The 18261-nt window shown below is 40.6% G+C and carries 18 protein-coding genes; 5 read left to right on the top strand and 13 right to left on the bottom strand.

What is annotated here, in order from left to right; genetic code table 11:
- Positions 1-18 precede the first annotated feature (18 nt).
- Genes LS67_RS07530 through serB form a run of 3 tightly spaced genes read right to left on the bottom strand, consistent with a single transcriptional unit; the run spans position 19 to position 3096 of the window.
- Positions 19-1035, bottom strand: a complete 1017-nt coding sequence (locus tag LS67_RS07530; RefSeq protein ID WP_236096372.1) for a DNA ligase — start codon at positions 1033-1035, stop codon at positions 19-21.
- A complete protein-coding gene (locus tag LS67_RS07525; RefSeq protein ID WP_034328332.1) occupies positions 1016-2446 on the bottom strand; it encodes a mannose-1-phosphate guanylyltransferase/mannose-6-phosphate isomerase in 1431 nt (476 codons plus the stop codon). The genes LS67_RS07530 and LS67_RS07525 overlap by 20 nt, the downstream gene beginning before the upstream one ends.
- A 2-nt stretch (positions 2447-2448) precedes the next feature.
- A complete protein-coding gene (serB, locus tag LS67_RS07520) occupies positions 2449-3096 on the bottom strand; it encodes a phosphoserine phosphatase SerB (protein ID WP_034328330.1) in 648 nt (215 codons plus the stop codon).
- Positions 3097-3152: 56 nt separating this feature from the next.
- Between serB and LS67_RS07515 the strand changes: the two genes are divergently transcribed.
- Positions 3153-4112 (top strand): hypothetical protein, encoded by a 960-nt coding sequence (locus LS67_RS07515; RefSeq protein WP_138109674.1) that lies wholly within the window; start codon positions 3153-3155, stop codon positions 4110-4112.
- A gap of 89 nt (positions 4113-4201) precedes the next feature.
- On the opposite strand, the gene LS67_RS07510 is transcribed toward LS67_RS07515, so the two are convergent.
- The 10 genes from LS67_RS07510 to LS67_RS07475 all read right to left on the bottom strand — a co-directional run bounded on the left by LS67_RS07510 (position 4202) and on the right by LS67_RS07475 (position 13265).
- Positions 4202-4759, bottom strand: a complete 558-nt coding sequence (locus LS67_RS07510) for an FkbM family methyltransferase (protein WP_236096371.1) — start codon at positions 4757-4759, stop codon at positions 4202-4204.
- Between the two features lie 52 nt (positions 4760-4811).
- The gene (locus LS67_RS10005) at positions 4812-5069 is read right to left on the bottom strand and encodes a hypothetical protein (RefSeq protein ID WP_236096370.1); all 258 of its coding nucleotides are present in this window, start codon (positions 5067-5069) and stop codon (positions 4812-4814) included.
- A 136-nt stretch (positions 5070-5205) separates the two neighbouring features.
- The gene (locus LS67_RS09645; RefSeq protein WP_161594486.1) at positions 5206-5376 is read right to left on the bottom strand and encodes a hypothetical protein; all 171 of its coding nucleotides are present in this window, start codon (positions 5374-5376) and stop codon (positions 5206-5208) included.
- Between the two features lie 9 nt (positions 5377-5385).
- Entirely contained in the window at positions 5386-5880 is a 495-nt protein-coding gene (locus LS67_RS07505) for a chemotaxis protein CheW (protein WP_034328327.1), read from the bottom strand.
- Position 5881: 1 nt separating this feature from the next.
- Positions 5882-8266: a hybrid sensor histidine kinase/response regulator gene (locus tag LS67_RS07500; RefSeq protein WP_138109672.1), complete on the bottom strand. Its 2385-nt coding sequence runs from the start codon at positions 8264-8266 to the stop codon at positions 5882-5884.
- Positions 8267-8309: 43 nt separating this feature from the next.
- Complete coding sequence (locus tag LS67_RS07495) at positions 8310-9260, bottom strand: chemotaxis protein CheV (protein ID WP_034326238.1); 951 nt, start codon at positions 9258-9260, stop codon at positions 8310-8312.
- A 9-nt stretch (positions 9261-9269) separates the two neighbouring features.
- Positions 9270-10178, bottom strand: a complete 909-nt coding sequence (locus tag LS67_RS07490) for a metallophosphoesterase (protein ID WP_231944772.1) — start codon at positions 10176-10178, stop codon at positions 9270-9272.
- Positions 10179-10181: 3 nt separating this feature from the next.
- Positions 10182-11225 carry an N-acetyl-gamma-glutamyl-phosphate reductase gene (argC, locus tag LS67_RS07485; RefSeq protein WP_034326236.1) on the bottom strand — a complete coding sequence of 348 codons (1044 nt, stop codon included), beginning with the start codon at positions 11223-11225 and terminating at the stop codon, positions 10182-10184.
- Between the two features lie 9 nt (positions 11226-11234).
- A complete protein-coding gene (locus LS67_RS07480) occupies positions 11235-12626 on the bottom strand; it encodes a M20/M25/M40 family metallo-hydrolase (RefSeq protein WP_052099833.1) in 1392 nt (463 codons plus the stop codon).
- Between the two features lie 9 nt (positions 12627-12635).
- Positions 12636-13265: a class II aldolase and adducin N-terminal domain-containing protein gene (locus LS67_RS07475; protein WP_034326253.1), complete on the bottom strand. Its 630-nt coding sequence runs from the start codon at positions 13263-13265 to the stop codon at positions 12636-12638.
- A gap of 272 nt (positions 13266-13537) precedes the next feature.
- Here LS67_RS07475 and LS67_RS07470 point away from each other — a divergent pair, with 272 nt between their 5' ends.
- The 4 genes from LS67_RS07470 to LS67_RS07455 all read left to right on the top strand — a co-directional run bounded on the left by LS67_RS07470 (position 13538) and on the right by LS67_RS07455 (position 18024).
- Positions 13538-14332, top strand: coding sequence for an HrcA family transcriptional regulator (locus LS67_RS07470; RefSeq protein WP_173644086.1), 795 nt, complete (start codon positions 13538-13540; stop codon positions 14330-14332).
- Between the two features lie 14 nt (positions 14333-14346).
- Positions 14347-14904: a nucleotide exchange factor GrpE gene (gene grpE, locus LS67_RS07465; protein WP_034326230.1), complete on the top strand. Its 558-nt coding sequence runs from the start codon at positions 14347-14349 to the stop codon at positions 14902-14904.
- A gap of 30 nt (positions 14905-14934) precedes the next feature.
- On the top strand, positions 14935-16812 hold the full coding sequence (gene dnaK, locus LS67_RS07460; RefSeq protein WP_034326229.1) for a molecular chaperone DnaK: 1878 nt from the start codon (positions 14935-14937) through the stop codon (positions 16810-16812).
- Positions 16813-16887: 75 nt separating this feature from the next.
- Positions 16888-18024, top strand: coding sequence for an asparaginase (locus LS67_RS07455; protein ID WP_081953907.1), 1137 nt, complete (start codon positions 16888-16890; stop codon positions 18022-18024).
- Positions 18025-18261: the final 237 nt, after the last annotated feature.

Here is an 18261-nt window from a genome sequence, read left to right as displayed (position 1 = left end):
AGAAAACTTTAATTTTTCTTATTCACCCTCTTTGATGCGCCAAAAGACAGGAAAACGTGGAATACCCCTTGGAGTAAGGCTTTGATATTTAAAAGTGATAATTGTGCCAATCTTTGGCGGGTTGCGCCGTGTCTCATCACTCAATCCACTACCGATTTTAAAAGATGTGCCATTATAGCGACACACAAGTGCGCCGAGCATTCCGCTATATTTACCCTTGCCCTCTGTATGTGCTACCACTTCACATTCAGCATCTTTGCTCTTTTTGAGTTTGAAGGCGTTTTTGCTTCGCTTTGATTCATAGGGTGCAAGTGCGGAACGTATCACAAGCCCTTCGCCTCCATTTTGTGTGATAGATTCTAAGCGGGTATATACAGAATCTAGGATTTCAAGTGGAGTTTGCGGGATTATCTCTATAAAGTTATGAGGGTGAGATTCTAAATATTGCTTCAAAATATTTAATCGCTCCATAAGCCCACCACTCGCGAAAGGCACATCAAAGACATAATATTTAAGCTCGGTAATTTCATCTTGTCTTGCAGGATTTTTGAGGATTGAGATGATTTCATTAAAATGCAGATGTGGGCTATAAAGTTCGCCATCAAGAGCAAATGGAGGAAAATTTGCGCTAAATGCTTGTGGGAGAGGCATTGTTTTGCCGCTGCGGAAGTGCATTCGTTCCCCGTCCCATAGCCCACGCACGCCATCAAGTTTCTCACTTACTAACCACTGCGCAGGTTGGCTTAAGTCTAGCTTGTCAGCATAGGGGGCAAAATCGCTCAAAAGGAGCGGTTCGTAGGCTTTGGCAAAGAGATGTGAATTGAGCGTGCAGGGCAGCAGGACACATAAAAACACGTGTGGAATCGCTACTAAGATATTTTTTAGCTTTTGGATTAGAGTTTGCATAGGACTTGTGAGGTAAAAGCACGATTTCAAGGCAAAATAGGGACGCATAAAATAAAAATAGAATCTAAAAGCAAGGTGGCTTAATCCAAAAACGGAAAAAAGGCGTAATTTACGCGCGTTGATAGTCATCGTTTAAGCGCACAATATCGTCTTCGCCCAAATATTCGCCCATTTGCACTTCAATAAGCACGAGCGGCAGTGTGCCGGGATTTTCAAGCCTATGCACCTCGCCCATAGGGATATAGGTGGATTCATTGGCTTTCAAAAAAAACTCTTTTTCACCTATGGTTACAAGCCCCGAACCACTCACGACAATCCAATGCTCATTGCGATGATAATGTTTTTGTAGGCTAAGTCGCCCCTTTGGCTTGACGATAATTTGCTTGATTTTATAATTTTGAGATTCTAAAAGCACACCATAGCTTCCCCACGGGCGATGCACCAGTCTATGTACCTTTGTAAGCTCGGGATGAGAATCTTTAAGGGTAGCGACAATATCTTTCACCTCCTGCGCGCGCCCCTTTTTGGCAATCAGCAAACAATCACTTTCATCAATAATCATCAAGTCTTCTATTCCCACACCTGCTACGAGTTTGTTTGATAGGATAAAGTTATTCGCGCAGTCTTTGCTCACAAAGGCATTTTTACTCGCATTATGTGCATTATCAGTTGGGTATTCATTTGCTAAAGATTCAAAGCTCCCCACATCATTCCAGCTAAAATCCCCCTGCACACACATTACTTTCTGACTTTTCTCCATAAGGGCATAGTCTATACTGATATTTGGTAATTTCTCACTTAAATTAGAATCTAAGCGCAAGAAATGCTCTTCTTTAGCCTCTCTTGCGGATTCAAAAACCGCCTTGCAGGATTGATATACATCATTTGCGTGGGTGCAAAGCTCTTGCAAAAAAACCTCCGCACTAAAGCAAAACATACCGCTGTTCCACAGGTAATATTTCTGCTTGATATACTCCTGTGCCTTTTGGAGTGTAGGTTTTTCTATAAACTGCTCGACATTGTTTTTGTTGGCTTTGATGTAGCCATAGCCTGTGTGAGCCGATGTGGGTGTGATGCCAAAGGTAACCAAAAAGCCCTTTTTGGCTAGAATGATAGCCTCATCAATCGCCTTTTGATAAAGAAGTGTATCTTTGATAAGATGATCGCTTGGCAGGGCAAGGATAATATCATCTGTATTTTGGGTATTCTTAGAATCCTTGCACACGCTCAAAGCCGCCATAGCAAGAGCTGGGGCGGTATTTTTGCCAATGGATTCTAAAATGAACTCATCAATATCAAATCCGCATTCCTTGGCTTGATCTTTGGCAATGAAGTAGTGATTTTCATTAGTGATAACTTGAATCTTAGCATTGAGAGAGCTTTGCAAAAAGGCATTTCGAAGAAGCGTTTCTTGGAAAAGTGAGTGTGAGGGTGCGCCATCTTGACTGGGAAGAAGCGATACAAACTGCTTGGGTAAAAGCTCACGAGATAGCGGGAAAAGCCTCGTGCCAGAGCCTCCGCAAAGTATGCTAATTGTCATTGCTACTCCTTTATATCTTGTATGGGGATTTGCAGGGCTTTGGGGACTTCCCTTAAATCCTGTGTGTCTATGATGATATTCGCTTCTTTTTTAAGCACCTCTTTCGCGCAAAAGGCAATACGCACATCGGCGTGAGCAAACATACTCCTATCATTCGCCCCATCGCCTACGACAATGGTGTTTTCGCGCGTGATATGCAGGAGATTCTGTAAGCGCAAAAGCATTTCACCTTTAGAATCTGCAAACATCATCTCGCCTCCCACTTCGCCTGTGAGAATATTATTTTTGTGATGCAAAATATTTGCAAAAGTCGCATCAAGCCCTAAGATTTTGGCAAAATAATCCGTGGCGATATGGAATCCTCCGCTAAAGCATACAACTTTGTGCCCTTGTGCCTTGAGAGAGGCGACACAGGATTTTGCTCCCGGATTGAGTGGTAAAGAATGCGCAATATCTAAAGCCTTTTGGTAGCTTAAGCCTTTGAGCGCACTCACACGTTTTTTGAGGCTTTCATAAAAGTCAAGCTCTCCATTCATCGCCCTATGCGTGATTTGTGCTACTTCATCACTCACATTGTGCGCGTGAGCGAGTATATCAATCGTCTCGCCATTCATCAATGTAGAATCAAAATCAAACACAACAAGATTCATAATCTAGTCCTTAATCTTTGCAAAAAATGCTAAGATTATAGCATTTGGGATTAAAAATGGGATTAAACGGAGCAATGATGTTTGGGATTGAGTTTTTACCACAGGATTTTAAGGGTGATTCGTCAGTGTTAAGGGCGATGTGTGAGGGCGCAAGGAAGTATTTGGGGCAAAGGGTGGAATATGTAATCCTCCCTTTGAATCCACGCAAAAAGCCGAGTGTGAATGCGCTTGTAGGCGCACAAATGCTTTCAGGCTTGGAGGAATTTAGGGATATATGTTTTGTGCCCACATTAAGTGGCAGTGGCTATGCGGGTGCGGCTGGGAGGGAACAAATCATCTCGCAACTTTTAGCGTTTGCGTATGCAAACTTTAAGACTCTAGCACTTATTGGTGGGGAAGGAGAGGGCTTTAGCGGTGTGGAGATGATAGCTTTAGCGCGGGAGGTGCTAGGCGAAAAGCCCCATATCATCGGCGGAAGCGGGAGTTTGGTAGATTTTAAATCCAAAGAGAGATTGGTACAAAAATTACAAGTGGGGGCGAATCAAATCATTACACAACCCTTTTTTAGTGCGGCAGAGGCAAGAATATTTTTACAAGAGTTTGAATCCATAAAGCGTGCAGGGGGCTACAAGGCGCAAGTATCACTAGGTGTGTTTGGGCTTTTTAGTTTGCAAAGTGCAAGAGCGATAAATGAAGCACATTTGGGCTTTGAAGTGCCACAAGAATATATAGAATCTATGGGGGGTATGGAATGTTTAGAATCTGTGTTGTCGGGTGCAGATTCTCAATATGCAGCTTCTATGGAGAGTATGGGTGTAGCGGGTAAAAATTATCCTGCAAAAAAAACCGCTCTTAACACTCAAATGAGTAAGTCAAGCACAAATGCGGAAAATGTGCGGAATTGCTATGAGCGATTATGGCAAGCAATGCGTGAGGTGGCGCGAGAGTTTGGGGCTTCGCTCTATCTCTCTACACCAAAGCATAATGACCTCCGCGCGTATGGAGTGTATATATAGGGCTTTTGCTGTATAAAAAGCTTTTTATACAATATGGATTCTAAGATTCATAGGAGATAGAATCTGTAAGATTTTGATTTATGTATGGCTTACAATACTTCACACATTAGTGTTGTTTCAAGGGAGATATTGTCATCAATTGGTTTATAAACGCGGAATGTATAGTTTAGATTCCACGATTCAAGCAGCGGTTTGATATCAAAGAAATCACTCGCTTGATGATAAATGCTTAGAATCATTGCTGGTTTTTGTTGGCAAATGGTCTCTTTAGCACCTTTTAAAAACTCCATCTCAAAGCCCTCAATATCAACTTTGATAAGTCCTATTTTGAGCTGATGCTCATTGACATAGCTATCAAGTGTGATGATTTCTACCTCTTCTTTATCATTACCCACATCATTTATAAGGCTTGAAGCACTCCCGTATATATTAATAGTCATCGTGGTATGCTCACTTCCCAAAGCCTTTTTTATGGGGACAATACGCTGTGCGTGATTAAGTCTAATGCTTTCAAGCATAAGATTGTAGCTGCGATTTGTGGCTTCAAAGCTATAAATATTTTTATCTGTAAAATGTTGAAAAATGAGCGCACTATCGCCAACAAATCCACCTACATCGATAATATCAAGATTCTTTATTTTCTGCAATGTTTGTGGTGAGAATGTATCTAGCCCGTGCTTGTAACAAAAGACGGAAGTTTCAAAATGCTTTATAGGAAGAAAATAATCCTGATAAACAAAAGATATTTGAGGTAACTTTGCATATATTTGCACGATAATCATTGTGAATATATTCTAGCTTCTCCCTCTCATCTTGAGTGAGACAAAAGACTTTGTTTGTGGGCGAGAGATCCGCTTCTTTGGTGCGAGAGATAATCCTATGCACGATTTGCTTACTTTTTGAATCCATATTTTTGCAAAGATTCTGCGTTTTTTCAAAAAGTTCAGAATCCGACATTTTGCAAAGACCCAAGGACAAGAGGTAATTTTGGCGGAGATAAGGAGTTTTGTTATTTAATTTTTTATATTTAAAGGTTTTGAATACCGGGAAGCCACAAAAACGATAGATGACATCTATTATTTCTGCACTTACACTATACCCCCCCCCCTGTTTGCGTAATAAGCACTTTCTTTTGTAAGAGAGGAAATCCCGCAATAAGCAATGTTGCAACATTATCCTTTTTGATAATGCGGAATCCTAATCGCTTTGATGCAACACCACCTTTATAATCATAGAATCTAAAGAATTGTATAAAACCCCTCATAGTAGAAAGTTAAAAATCTCTTTTTAAGAGATTTTCTACATTGAGGATTGTGATGAGGCGGTCTTCGCGCTTACCAATACCTTGCAATAAATTTTGATTTTCATTAAATGTCTCTGGGATTGGTTCAATGTCATTTTCTGGGATTCGTATCGCACTCGTGAGTCTGTCAATCATAAAGCCAATCATCTCATCTCTTTGTGTTACAACCAAGAATCGAGTATCCGCATCTTGCTTAATTGCAGACAAGCCAAACTTTAATCGCATACTAATGAGGGGTAGGACTGTTCCGCGTAGGTTAAATACACCTAGCACATAGTTAGGCACTGCCGGCACACGCGTGTATTCTATAGGTTTGATGATTTCTTTCACATTAAGAATTGGCACCGCAAATTCTTCGTTGCCAATCATAAAGCCTATGATATGGAGCGTTTTCTCCACAGATGTAGCGTCCTCACCCTTGTTTTGTTGTTTTTCAAGGACTTCTTTTAGTTTGTTATCGCTCATCTTATTCTCCCTCTATGGTTAGGTTAATGTTGCGTTTTACAACATTGACGAGATACTCGGGTGTATATGGCTTGGTAATGTATTCTGTCATACCAGATTCTACCCCGCGCATTCTATCTGTCTTGCTATTTCTACTTGTAACAGCAATAAGCGGAAGATTCTTAAATTTGTTGTATTTACGCACCTCGGAAGCAAATGTATAGCCGTCCATTTTAGGCATCTCAATATCCACAAGCACAGCATCAAGATGCTTATCACCATTTTTGACAATATCAAGTCCATCTAAGCCATTTGAAGCCTCAAGCACGGTAACACCGAGTGTTTTAAGGCATTTTTTCATAATTGCCCTATCGGTATTGCTATCATCGATTGCGAGCACCACATAATCACTTGGAGAATGTTTCGCGTGTGCCGCGGTATTTTCTTCCGCTGCTTTAGTGATATTGACCTTCACTTCTTTTGCCATTTCCATCATCGCCGCCACATCGACGATCATCGTAATCTTACCATCACCCCGCACGGTTGCACCAGCAATACCCTCTGTGCCTTTGAGATAATAGCCTAGTGATTTGATAACTACTTCCTCTTGTCCCACGAGATAATCCACAACTACACCCATCTTTTGCTCCGCCAAGCCGATGACAACTACATATACTTCACTCGTATTTTCCAATACAGAATCTACTTTGAAAATATCAGCCAAGCGCACAATAGGTAGCACTTCATCACGTAAGCGTAATACGCTTTTACCATCAACTGTGTAGATTTCATCTTGGCTCACGCGCACGGTTTCGATAACAGAGGCAAGAGGTATGGCGTAGTATTCTTCTTGCACTGCTACGAGCAATGCTTGAATAATGGCAAGTGTAAGTGGGATTTTGAGTTTTTGGGTTGTGCCTACACCTTTTTCGGATTCTATATCAATGATACCATTGAGTTTTTCAATATTGGTTTTCACCACGTCCATACCCACGCCGCGCCCTGACACATTTGTAATTGCTGCGGCAGTTGAGAACCCGGGCTTAAAGATAAGGGCAAAGGCTTCCTTATCACTCATACTATCAGCTTCTCTTTCACTAATAAGCCCCTTTTCCATAGCTTTGTGTTTAAGCATATCTGCATCTAAGCCCTTGCCGTCATCGGTAATTTCAATCACAATATGATTGCCTTCATTGTATGCCTTAAGTTTCACGGTACCCGTTTCTGGCTTACCTGCTGCCGCACGAATTTCAGGGCTTTCTACGCCGTGGTCGCAAGAGTTACGAATAATATGCACAAGTGGGTCGCCAATCTCTTCCACGATAGACTTGTCAAGCTCTGTTTCCTCACCGCTAATGATAAGGTCGATATTTTTGTTGAGCTCACGGGAGAGATCACGCACCATGCGAGGGAATTTGTTAAATACTTTTCCCACAGGTTGCATACGTGTTTTCATCACAGCAAGCTGCACATCGGTCGTTACAGATGAAATAGAAGCCACGACTTGATTGAGTTCTTCTAGGAATTTCTCTCCGTCATATCGCTCTTCCACATCACCATAAATCTTGATGAGGCGGTTTTTGCCGAGCACGAGTTCACCGATAAGATTCATAAGGTGGTCTAGTCTTTTTACATCAACACGTACAGTTTGCTCTACATTCGCTGCCGGTGCTTTTTCATCTCCTGCCTTTTTTGCTGCTGGTTTTGGAGTGGGTTTAGGAGCAGCTGCTGGAGTGGGTTTAGGAGCAGGAGCAGCATCTGGGGCTTTTGGTGTTTGCACTGCTGCTGCACCACCATTCGCTTTTTGAGCCGCACGCGCTTGTTTATCGGCTTCTTGTCGTTTTTTGAGTAGTCTTTCAATTTCTGCCTCGACTTCCTCACCGCTCATATGGGCATAGTCTAAATCCGGTTCATCGGCAAGTGGATTGTTTGCATTTGTATTGTTACTTGGTGCGGCTACCGCTTGATCTTCTGGCGCAGGAGCAGCTGCTGTAGCCTCCGCTTCGCTTGCTGCACCGCCATTAGAGATAGCTTGAAGTCGTACCACAGTATCATCAATGTCAATACCACTATTGGCATCTGTGCCATTATCACGTATGGCATTCAGCAAGGACTTCATCAAGTCAATGGAGTGTAGCACGACATCCATCACATCAGGTGTAATTTTTAACTCATCGCGCCTAGCTTTGTTGAGCACATCTTCCATATTGTGTGTGAGGCGAGTGAGAATATCAAAATTCAAAAATGAACTCGAACCTTTGATTGTATGAGCTACTCTAAAGATTCTATTAAGCAGATCAAGGTCTTCAGGGTTGCTCTCAAGTTCCACTAAATCTTGGTCTAGTCGTTCTATCATTTCAAAGGCTTCTACGAGGAAGTCTTCCATTATCTCTTGTATATCATCCATTGCGAATCCTCATAACGAAATTTTCAAAAAAGGCATTCTACTATTATTTTGACAAAATTCTGCTTATTTCATCATAAAATAGTTTTGCATCAAATTTAACTAGATAAGCCTCTGCTCCTATCTCTTTTCCTTTGTTTGCGCTGACTTTGTCGCTAATTGATGAGTTAAAAAGTAGCGGAATATTACTAAATCTCGCATCATTTTTGACTTGTGCGGCAAAATGGAATCCGTCCATTCTAGGCATTTCGATATCCGAAATAATGAGCTTTAATCGCTGATTTATAGTATTTCCCCATTGGTCATACAGCTGATTAAGACGCTCTAACCCAGCTACGCCATCAATCGCATCAACAACATCAAAGCCAATCTCTGTAAGTGTGTTGTGTAGTAGTTTGCGCGCGATAGAGCTATCATCGACAATGAGTGCGGTTCCGCTGAATTTTTGCTGTGCTTTGAATTGCTCTACATCGGCACTATCGCCACTTGGCATATGGAAATCAAGATCGTCAAGAATGCCCTCTAAGTCCAAAATAAGCAATGTGCGCCCGTCCTCTATGCGCGTTGTGCCGGTGATTTTACCCCTTTGCTCATCATTGCTTAGGCTAAACATAGCAGATTCTATATCTGCCCAACTTATTCGTCTAAGACGCTTTGTTGCATGGACGACAAAACCAAGTCGTTTGTTGTTAAATTCTGTAACAATTACCTTTTTTTGATACTTGATATCCTCTTTTGGCTTAATTCTCATCCAACGCGTCAAATCAATAAGTGGCAATATATCACCACGCAAATCAAACATACCCAGCATGTATTCTGGGCTACCGGGTGTTTCAAAAATTTCCTCAGGATAATCGACAATACCGTTTACCTTAGCGACATTGATACCATACACACCTTCATAAGTTTCGCCATCTTTGTCCTCATAGATTCTAAAATCCACAAGTTCCATTTCATTACTAGCAATACGCATAACATCGATTTTATCGCTTTTCAAATGCTCTCCTTATGTGATTTTATTATCAGGTAAGGATTGTATAGCAAAAATGCTTCCATTTATATAAAATGAGGGGAGAGAGACATACACAGCCCCATTGCTATAGGTTTGCCCGATATGAAAATGCCCCTCTATAACCGCATCAAAGATGGAATCTAGATTTACCAAATCGTCTATATTGAGCTTTTTCCGCATATATTTTTCATATGCACAGATTCTAAGTGGCGCAAACTCGCTCATTTGCGCCTTGCCAACCCTAATATGTTTGCGATTAACTTTTGCAATGATATTGTGATACAGATTACCAAAAGTTACAAAATCAATAAAACGCATACAAAACTGCAAAAATTGAGTTCGCATACATCGTATATAGAGTTCATATTTTGTGTTGAGAAATAAATCGCCGTGTGCTAAAAGAATGCGCTTTTTTGCACCATTAGATTCGAATAAAAATGCCTTTGGTTGGTCGTTGCGCGGGACAATAAAAATACGATTGAAATGCTTTTTTAACGCACCAATCCACACGAGATTAAAATCGTGATTGCCCTCAAACCACCATATTTGGGAATGCGCACTAAGAGATATGATAAGCTCTAAAAGCTCTTTATGTGTTTTGTGGCTTGAACTTATTCCACCAAACAGCAGATGAGCAATATCGCCCATAAGAAAGATTTGCGAGGGGATATTTTGCACCGAATCGAGCAGACTTTTAAAATAATTAAGAAGCGCAATTGAGGCATTTTTACTTTCATCGTTTAAAGTCGTATTGAGCGGCATAAAATGTGAATCTGCGATAAAAATAGCGTCATTATAAATAAGTGGTGCATTCTCCCAAAAGTGCGCGAGTTGCGAAAATGGCTCTATTTTTGAATCTAATATGATTGTAGAATCTTGCTTTGTCTGTGAAAGAGGATTCATAGCCTAAAAAATCCCATAAGGCACTTTTGGCATACCTAAGCCTTCATCAAGCCCACACATTAGGTTTGCATTTGCCAATGCCTGTGAGCTTGCCCCGCGCAAGAGATTATCAATTGATGAGTTGATATAGAGATTTTTATCCCTTGTGGCGACAAAAATATCGCAAAAATGGCTACCTACCACCTGTGCGATACTCACGGGTTTATCTCTTATACGGATAAATGGTTCGTTTTCATAGGCTTTTGTAAGCACTTCTTTTGCTTCCTGTGCGCTAAGGGTAGAATTGAGCGTGGCAAACACACTTACGAGCATTCCGCGCGTGAGCGGTGTGAGATGAGGGACAAAGACGATGTCAAAGTTTCTTTGGACTATATCACCGCATTTTTGGGAAATTTCGATTTGGTGGCGGTGTGTAAGAGGCGAGTAGCTGAAGAGATTCTCATTAATATGTGAAAAATGTGAAGTCTCGCTAAAGCCTTTCCCTGCGCCACTTACGCCACTTTTTGCATCAACAAATACGCCACAATTTATATCGATATAAGGAGCAAAGGGGAGCAGGGCTAGGAGCGTGGCGGTGGGGTAGCAGCCCGGATTAGCTATAAGATGAGCTTTTTTTATACTCTCTCTATTATATTCGGGTAGTCCATAGACGGCGTGAGAGAGATTTTCTTTATCAATATGGGGGCAGTAGTTCGCCTCATAATTAAGTGCATTTAGGCGATAGTCCGCGGACAAATCAACTACCTTTGCCTTAGGATTTATAGTAAAAATTTCCTTTGCCATCTCCATTGCACTCTTATGCGGTAGGGCGAGAAACAATAATTCGCAGGATTGCAAAGCCTCTTTTGCATCTGCCTTATGAATAGGCAAATGTGCCAAAGACAAGCCCATAAGCATTTTGTGAATCTGTCCCAATTCACCGCCACCTTGTGAATTTGCCACATACACGAGCGTAAAAATAGGGTGATTGACAAGGAGCTTAACGAGTTCTAAACCTGTGTAGCCGCTCACGCCGATAATGCCAACTTTTATTTTTGAATCTAACATAAATAACCCTTAGTATGTATTGATAAACTCATCAAGTATTGCACAAAAGATTCTAAAATGTGTTAAATCAAGCCTTTCGTTGCAGCTGTGCGGTTCGTGTATTGTGGGACCAATAGAGATAACTTCTAGGTTTAAGTCTGTATTATGCTTTAGAATTTGTCTTTTTAGAATCCCGCATTCAAGTCCGGCGTGAATTTGCGCTAGATGGGGTGTGATAGAGTGCTTAGAATAAATAGAATCTAAAAGCTTTAGGGCTTTGTGGTTTGAATCTATGCTTTTCTCCCACGGGCTGTAATATCCGCTCGTGCGCATAGTGCAGTGAGGATTCAAAAAGTGAATGCTTGATTGTAAGCGATTGATTGTGCGTTGCAAAAAAGAATCGGTATTTGCCCGTGCCATTATGATAATCTCTAGTAAAGAATCTTTTTGACGCAAGAGGGAGAGATTGAGTGATGAGAGTGTGCCTTGTGCTGAAGTTGCATACACCCCACTATGAATCCCGCAAATAAGCGACACAATGGCATTTTGATGATAGACAAATGTCGGTGCATTCTCTAAAGATTGCAGAGATTTTGCTTCAAAATGTGCTCCTTGTGGAGTGCTAAAGCAAGATTCAATATTTTTCGCACATAGGATAGTTGCCTCCAGTCCCACAGGAATGGAGTTGCGCTTTTCCCCAGCATTAAGATTCACAATATAACTATCAAGGGTGGAGAGGAAAAAACCAAATTCCACGATAGCATTTTCTTTATTTTTGTGAATGTCAATACCGCTGTGTCCGCCCAAAAAGCCCTTGCTTGTGATATGGTAGATGTGTGGGTGTGTATTTAGCACAGAATCGAGGGGCTTTGCAAAATTTTTGAGGTTAATCTCACATTCTATATCCACGCCACCGGCGCAACCAAGCACAATTTCGTGTAAGTCCTCGCTGTCAAGATTCAGCAGCAAAGAGGATTGAATCTTAAGAGCAAGGTTGTTTGCGCCTATCATTCCCACTTCCTCATCATTGGTAAAGAGCAATTCAATGTCTTTTGCTTTTTGTGCGAGCATACACGCCATACCCACGCCATTGTCTGCGCCAAGCGAGGAGTTTTTAGCCTGTAAGAATCCGTCTTTTTTCACAATCTCTACGCCTAAATGCTGTGTAGAATCCCCAACGCACACCATATCATAGTGACTTTGCAGACAAATGCGCGGATTGCCCCTTTTGGCATAAACATTTTTTGCCTCATCGGCTTGCACTTCATAGCCTTGGGCTGTGAGCGTGTCGCAAAGGTAGGCAAACATATCTTGCGTGTGAAAGCTACAATGAGGAATGGCGCAGAGTGCGCTAAAAGCTTCGAGTGCATTTTCATAGAGGCTTTGTGAATCTTGGTGGGGTTTGGATTCTAAGTGTGGCATATATAATCCTTATACATCGTATTTTGGACTTGCTTGAAAGATTTCGCCCAAATCCGCGTTGAGGTGAGCAATTTTGCAAGAATTTTCAATGAGCGCAATAACCTTTGCGAGTGTGTAGAGGTCTCGTGCATATACATACACGCCATAGCCCTTAATCAACATAAAAGAGTGCGAATGCTCTTTGAAATATCGCGTGATGTCTGTATCGGATTGTTCTGACCAGCTATCATAATCTTTTGGGTCAAAAATATCAATGCGGGGTGCGAGAAACTTATACCCAAAATAATCCTTTGGCTCAAGTGTGTCATATTTAAGCGAGTAAGAGACGAGATAGGGTGGCATAGCATAAGCGATGAATTTTGCCTCACTAAAATCCTTATAAATCGCTGCGTGTATAGGTGTGTGCAAACTAGCCTCTTTCCAGCGATAATCCTGTTTTTGATAGAGCATTATCATAGAATCTTCATTGAGGTTATCAAAAATGACTTGTTGTTTGTTGATAATGAAGCGATTTTTTGACACACGCGCGGAGATTGCGCCGTGAAATATGCCAAAAAATCCCTTTTTAAACATTGCAAGTGAGATATGGGCAATATCCGCAATAAGTTTGCTATGAGCTTGAGAAGTATGTATATCCATAGGGTAAATTGTAGCATTTTGTAGGCAATGGTGCAAAAAACCGCCACAAATTAGCATAGATTCACAAATATAAATTATATTATGTAGGATTATTAAGTAAATTTACGAATAAAAGTTTATAATATAAGACTAAAGTTTAGTAAAATTTAGCAATATTTGTTTTTATTTGCTAATTTTGTGATATAATTCTTTTCGTTTCGTTAGAGAAACCAAAAACAAAGAAAATTGAAAAATATGCAGATTGTATATAATTATTGTAAAGGTGTAGAATCTTGAGCAAAAAAGAAATGTTGCTTTCTCGCGTGATTGTTGAGTATCTCAAGCATAGAGAACCAATTGGTTCTGAATCTTTAAAAATGCTTATGGATACAAAAATTTCATCTGCAACAATACGCAATTATTTTAAGGCACTTGCTGATGAGGGACTACTCTTTCAACCTCACATTAGCAGTGGGCGTATCCCTACACCACAAGCCTTGAAGTCGTATTGGTATAGGCAGTTTGATACAAAATCCGTGATTGAAATAGATTCGTTTGAGCGCATCAAAAAGGCTTGTTTTGAATCTCAAGTCTTTTGCGCGGTGAGTATTGAGCAGAGTAATCGGCTTTGTGCGATTACTCGTTTAGATGAACAGAGGCTTTTGCTAGAGTTTGAGCATATTGGTATTACCTTGCCCTTTTCGAATGCGATTGAGCGATTTTTACGCGAATTAAAGGGCTTGGAGGTGAGCGATGTGCGTAAAATCGCCTATCAGGTGCGCGCTATGGAGTTGTTAGATGTGCTTAGTTATGCACAAAGCAGGAATTTATCACGCTTTGGCGTTGGAGCTCTAGTGCAAGCCTATCATCAAAATAGCGATGAACAGAGCTTTTACTCTATTATAGACGGAGGTATTTTTGATATTTTACAGAATGGAATATATTGTGAGGAGGTGCTACCTAAGGGATATGTGGCGATTATACAGGATATAGAGTTACAAACTTACCCCGATAAAAAGAGCAGAATGCTTTGTGTTGGGGCATTAGATAGGGATTTTACTCAATTTTTTGAGTATGTAAAATCTTAAAGAAAGGAGCGAGTATGCAAGAAAATAAAGACGAGCTACAAGAGCAGCTTGAAGCAGATTCACAAGAGGCGTTAGATTCTGCACAAGATACAGAATCTACGCAAGAAGTAGAATCGGCGCAAGACATAGAAGATTATAAGCGTCAATATGATGAGCTAAAAGATCAATATGTGCGAGCATTTGCGGATTTTGAAAATACAAAAAAACGATTAGAACGAGATAAAAATCAAAGCTTAGAATACGCTAATGAGCGTGTGATGAGTGATTTGCTTCCTGTGCTTGATACACTTGATAAGGCTTTAGAATCAGCTCGTGCTAATCCAGAGGCACAAGCCATCGCACAAGGCTTAGAGCTGACACTAGAATCTTTTAACAAAGTGCTTAACAAGCACGGCGTTGAGCGCATTGACACAAGTGGCGAGTTTGACCCAAACTTGCACGAGTGTTTAATGCAAGTGCCAAGTCAAGACAAGGAAGATGGAAGTATCCTTGCCACCTTGCAGCAAGGATATGTATATAAGAGCAGGGTGCTGCGTCCCGCAATGGTAAGCGTGGTCAAAAACCAATCTTAAAATTTAACTTTACAACAAAAGGAGTTCAAAATGGCAAAAGTAATAGGAATTGACTTAGGAACAACAAATTCGGCAATGGCAGTGTATGAGGGCAATGAGGCAAAAATCATTGCAAACAAAGAGGGGAGAAATACTACCCCTTCAATCGTGGCTTTTACTGACAAGGGCGAGATTCTCGTAGGTGAGCCTGCTAAAAGACAAGCAGTAACCAACCCCAAAAAGACGATTTATTCTATCAAGCGCATTATGGGGCTTATGTTTAATGAAGACAAGGCGAAAGAGGCAGAGAAGCGATTGCCTTATAATATCGTGGATAGAAATGGCGCGTGTGCGGTGGAAATTGCAGATAAAATTTATACACCTCAAGAGATTTCAGCCAAGATTCTAATGAAGCTTAAAGAAGACGCGCAAAGCTACTTGGGTGAGGATGTTACAGAAGCAGTTATCACTGTTCCAGCGTATTTTAATGACTCTCAACGCAAGGCAACAAAAGAAGCAGGGACAATCGCAGGGCTTAATGTGCTAAGAATCATTAACGAGCCTACCTCGGCGGCTTTAGCATATGGGCTAGATAAGAAAGAAGCAGAAAAGATTATGGTTTATGACTTGGGCGGTGGGACATTTGATGTTACCGTGCTTGAGACTGGTGATAATGTCGTGGAGGTCCTTGCTACCGGCGGAGATGCGTTTTTGGGCGGTGATGATTTTGATAATAGAATCATTGACTGGGCGGCTGAAGAGTTTAAAAGTGATGAAGGGATTGATTTAAAAAATGATGTAATGGCTTTGCAGCGGCTCAAAGACGCGGCAGAAAATGCCAAAAAAGAGCTAAGTAGCGCACAAGAAACAGAGATTAACTTACCCTTTATCACTGCTGATGCGAGCGGTCCAAAGCACTTGGTGAAAAAAATCACTCGTGCGAAGTTTGAAAGCCTTATTGATGATTTAATCGAGGATACGATTAAAAAGATTGATTTTGTGATTAAAGATGCGGGGATTTCACAAAGTGATATAAGCGAAGTGGTAATGGTGGGCGGTTCTACGCGGATTCCAAAAGTGCAAGAGCGCGTTAAAGCATTTATTAGTAAAGATTTAAATAAATCAGTCAATCCTGATGAAGTTGTGGCTGTGGGTGCAGCAATACAAGGTGGTGTTTTAAAAGGCGATGTCAAAGATGTGCTCCTCCTTGATGTTACACCTTTGAGTTTAGGTATTGAAACTGCTGGCGGTATTTCAACCAAAGTCGTTGAACGCGGTGTAACTATCCCTACAAAGAAAACGCAAGTATTCTCTACCTACGAAGACAATCAACCTGCAGTGAGCATTAATGTTTTGCAAGGGGAGCGCGAACTCGCTAAGGATAATAAATCGCTTGGGCGCTTTGATTTAAGCGGTATTCCGGCAGCTCCTCGTGGTGTGCCACAAATTGAAGTAACATTTGACATTGATGCAAATGGAATCTTAACCGTTTCAGCAAAGGATAAAGCCACAGGAAAATCTCAAGAGATTAAGATTAGCGGTTCAAGCGGGCTTTCAGATGCTGAAATTGAAAAAATGGTCAAAGAAGCAGAATTACACAAAGAAGAGGATACGAAGAAAAAAGCAATTATTGAATTGCGTAATAATGCGGATTCTCTAGTGTATCAAACAAAAAAGAGCCTTGAAGAATTTAAGGATAAAATAGAATCTGCCGAAGTAGAAAAGATTCAAAGCGCGGTTGCTGCACTTGAAGAGACTTTGAAAAATGAAAATGCTTCAAAAGAGGAGCTTGAAGAGAAAATTAAAAATCTCACAGAAGTAAGCCATAAACTTGCTGAAGCAGCGTATGCCAAAGAGCAAGGTGGCACACAACAAGGCACAGATACAAAGAAAAAAGATGATGATGTCATTGATGCTGAAGTAGAGTAGGCTAAAAGCGCTTGACATAGTTGATAAAATCTCCTATAATAATTCGATTTAGATGCAATTTTGTAGGAGATTACAATGAATATATGGCGTATTGCTCAAATCTTTGTTTGTGTTCTTGTGATGGCATTAGGAATGCTAGGTTGTTCAAGTGAAGAGAAAGCACAGCAAGTGAAAGAAAAAAGGAGTGAAAAGTTGGAAGGCTTTGAGCAAAATGCCAAAATAAAGAAGCCTAATATTGTGATTCTTGCCACAGGAGGAACGATAGCTGGGGCGGTAGATTCTCAAATTAAAACAACAGGCTATAATGCAGGAGTAATAAGCGTTGATACATTGATTGAGGCTGTGCCACAGCTTCAAGAGATTGCACATATTCAAGGGGAGCAAATTGCCAATATTGATAGTGCGGATATGAATGATGAAATATGGCTCACTTTGGCTCAACGCGTGAATAAGTTGCTTGAGAATCCAAAGATTGATGGTATTGTTATTACTCACGGCACAGATACAATGGAAGAGAGCGCATTTTTTTTGCATCTTACTACTCGAAGCGATAAGCCTGTAGTGCTTACAGGAGCAATGCGTCCTAGCACTGCGATAAGTGCTGATGGTCCTAAGAATCTTTACAATGCACTTGCATTAGCAGCTAATACGCAATCAAAGGGTAAGGGCGTTATGGTAGTGATGAATGATAGAATCCAAAGTGCGCGATATGTGAGCAAAACACATAGTCTTAATGTAGATGCTTTTTCCTCCCCTAATAGTGGCGATATGGGCTATATTTTAGATGGTAAAATATTTTTCTACACATTTCCAAATAAGCCTCATACGACTCATAGTGAATTTGATGTGCGCTCTTTGAGATCTCTGCCAAAAGTGGATATTCTTTATTCTTATGCTAATGATGGCTTAGCCATAGCGGCTCAAGCTTTGGCAAATCAAGGCACAAAAGGCTTGGTCATAGCAGGAAGTGGCGCTGGAAGTATCCATAAGAATCACAAAGATATGCTTAAAAAATTAATGCAAGAGGGTTTAATAGTCGTGCAAAGCTCAAGGATAAATAATGGCATAGTATTAGCAAGTGAAGCAGATGCTAAATTTGGCTTTATTGGCAGTGGGGATTTGAACCCACAAAAAGCACGTGTGCTTTTAATGCTTGCCCTTACTCAAACCAAAAATTCAGCAGAAATTGCAAATTTTTTTCAAAGATATTAATGTGATTTTAAAATTTGTTTATCTAGGTATAATACAATTTCATCTCATTATAGTTGCATAGACAACTTTAGAATATAAAGCCTTTATGAATGTTTGCAGATAATAGGGAAATTTAAAGATAGTAAGTAAGGACAAAAGAGTAACTCACCATATTCATAAGAATCCATATTCTACCCTTGATTTTAAAAACTCAAATTGTAGCACATATTTATAATTTCCTCTTAACTTTTTATTTTG

It is taken from the genome of Helicobacter sp. MIT 03-1616 (genome assembly GCF_000765685.2).
GTDB classification, from domain to species: Bacteria; Campylobacterota; Campylobacteria; order Campylobacterales; family Helicobacteraceae; genus Helicobacter_C; species Helicobacter_C typhlonius.
Note: the sequence above shows the minus strand (reverse complement) of the source record. Positions and strands in the feature narration are given on the sequence as shown.

Excerpts from the sequence above, each read along its gene's own strand:
- LS67_RS07530 (WP_236096372.1), bottom strand. The coding sequence starts at position 1,035 with ATGACTATCAACGCGCGTAAATTACGCCTTTTTTCCGTTTTTGGATTA.
- LS67_RS07525 (WP_034328332.1), bottom strand. The coding sequence starts at position 2,446 with ATGACAATTAGCATACTTTGCGGAGGCTCTGGCACGAGGCTTTTCCCG.
- serB (WP_034328330.1), bottom strand. The coding sequence starts at position 3,096 with ATGAATCTTGTTGTGTTTGATTTTGATTCTACATTGATGAATGGCGAG.
- LS67_RS07515 (WP_138109674.1), top strand. The coding sequence starts at position 3,153 with ATGGGATTAAACGGAGCAATGATGTTTGGGATTGAGTTTTTACCACAG.
- LS67_RS10005 (WP_236096370.1), bottom strand. The coding sequence starts at position 5,069 with ATGTCGGATTCTGAACTTTTTGAAAAAACGCAGAATCTTTGCAAAAAT.
- LS67_RS09645 (WP_161594486.1), bottom strand. The coding sequence starts at position 5,376 with ATGAGGGGTTTTATACAATTCTTTAGATTCTATGATTATAAAGGTGGT.
- LS67_RS07505 (WP_034328327.1), bottom strand. The coding sequence starts at position 5,880 with ATGAGCGATAACAAACTAAAAGAAGTCCTTGAAAAACAACAAAACAAG.
- LS67_RS07500 (WP_138109672.1), bottom strand. The coding sequence starts at position 8,266 with ATGGATGATATACAAGAGATAATGGAAGACTTCCTCGTAGAAGCCTTT.
- LS67_RS07490 (WP_231944772.1), bottom strand. The coding sequence starts at position 10,178 with ATGAATCCTCTTTCACAGACAAAGCAAGATTCTACAATCATATTAGAT.
- argC (WP_034326236.1), bottom strand. The coding sequence starts at position 11,225 with ATGTTAGATTCAAAAATAAAAGTTGGCATTATCGGCGTGAGCGGCTAC.
- LS67_RS07480 (WP_052099833.1), bottom strand. The coding sequence starts at position 12,626 with ATGCCACACTTAGAATCCAAACCCCACCAAGATTCACAAAGCCTCTAT.
- LS67_RS07475 (WP_034326253.1), bottom strand. The coding sequence starts at position 13,265 with ATGGATATACATACTTCTCAAGCTCATAGCAAACTTATTGCGGATATT.
- grpE (WP_034326230.1), top strand. The coding sequence starts at position 14,347 with ATGCAAGAAAATAAAGACGAGCTACAAGAGCAGCTTGAAGCAGATTCA.
- dnaK (WP_034326229.1), top strand. The coding sequence starts at position 14,935 with ATGGCAAAAGTAATAGGAATTGACTTAGGAACAACAAATTCGGCAATG.
- LS67_RS07455 (WP_081953907.1), top strand. The coding sequence starts at position 16,888 with ATGAATATATGGCGTATTGCTCAAATCTTTGTTTGTGTTCTTGTGATG.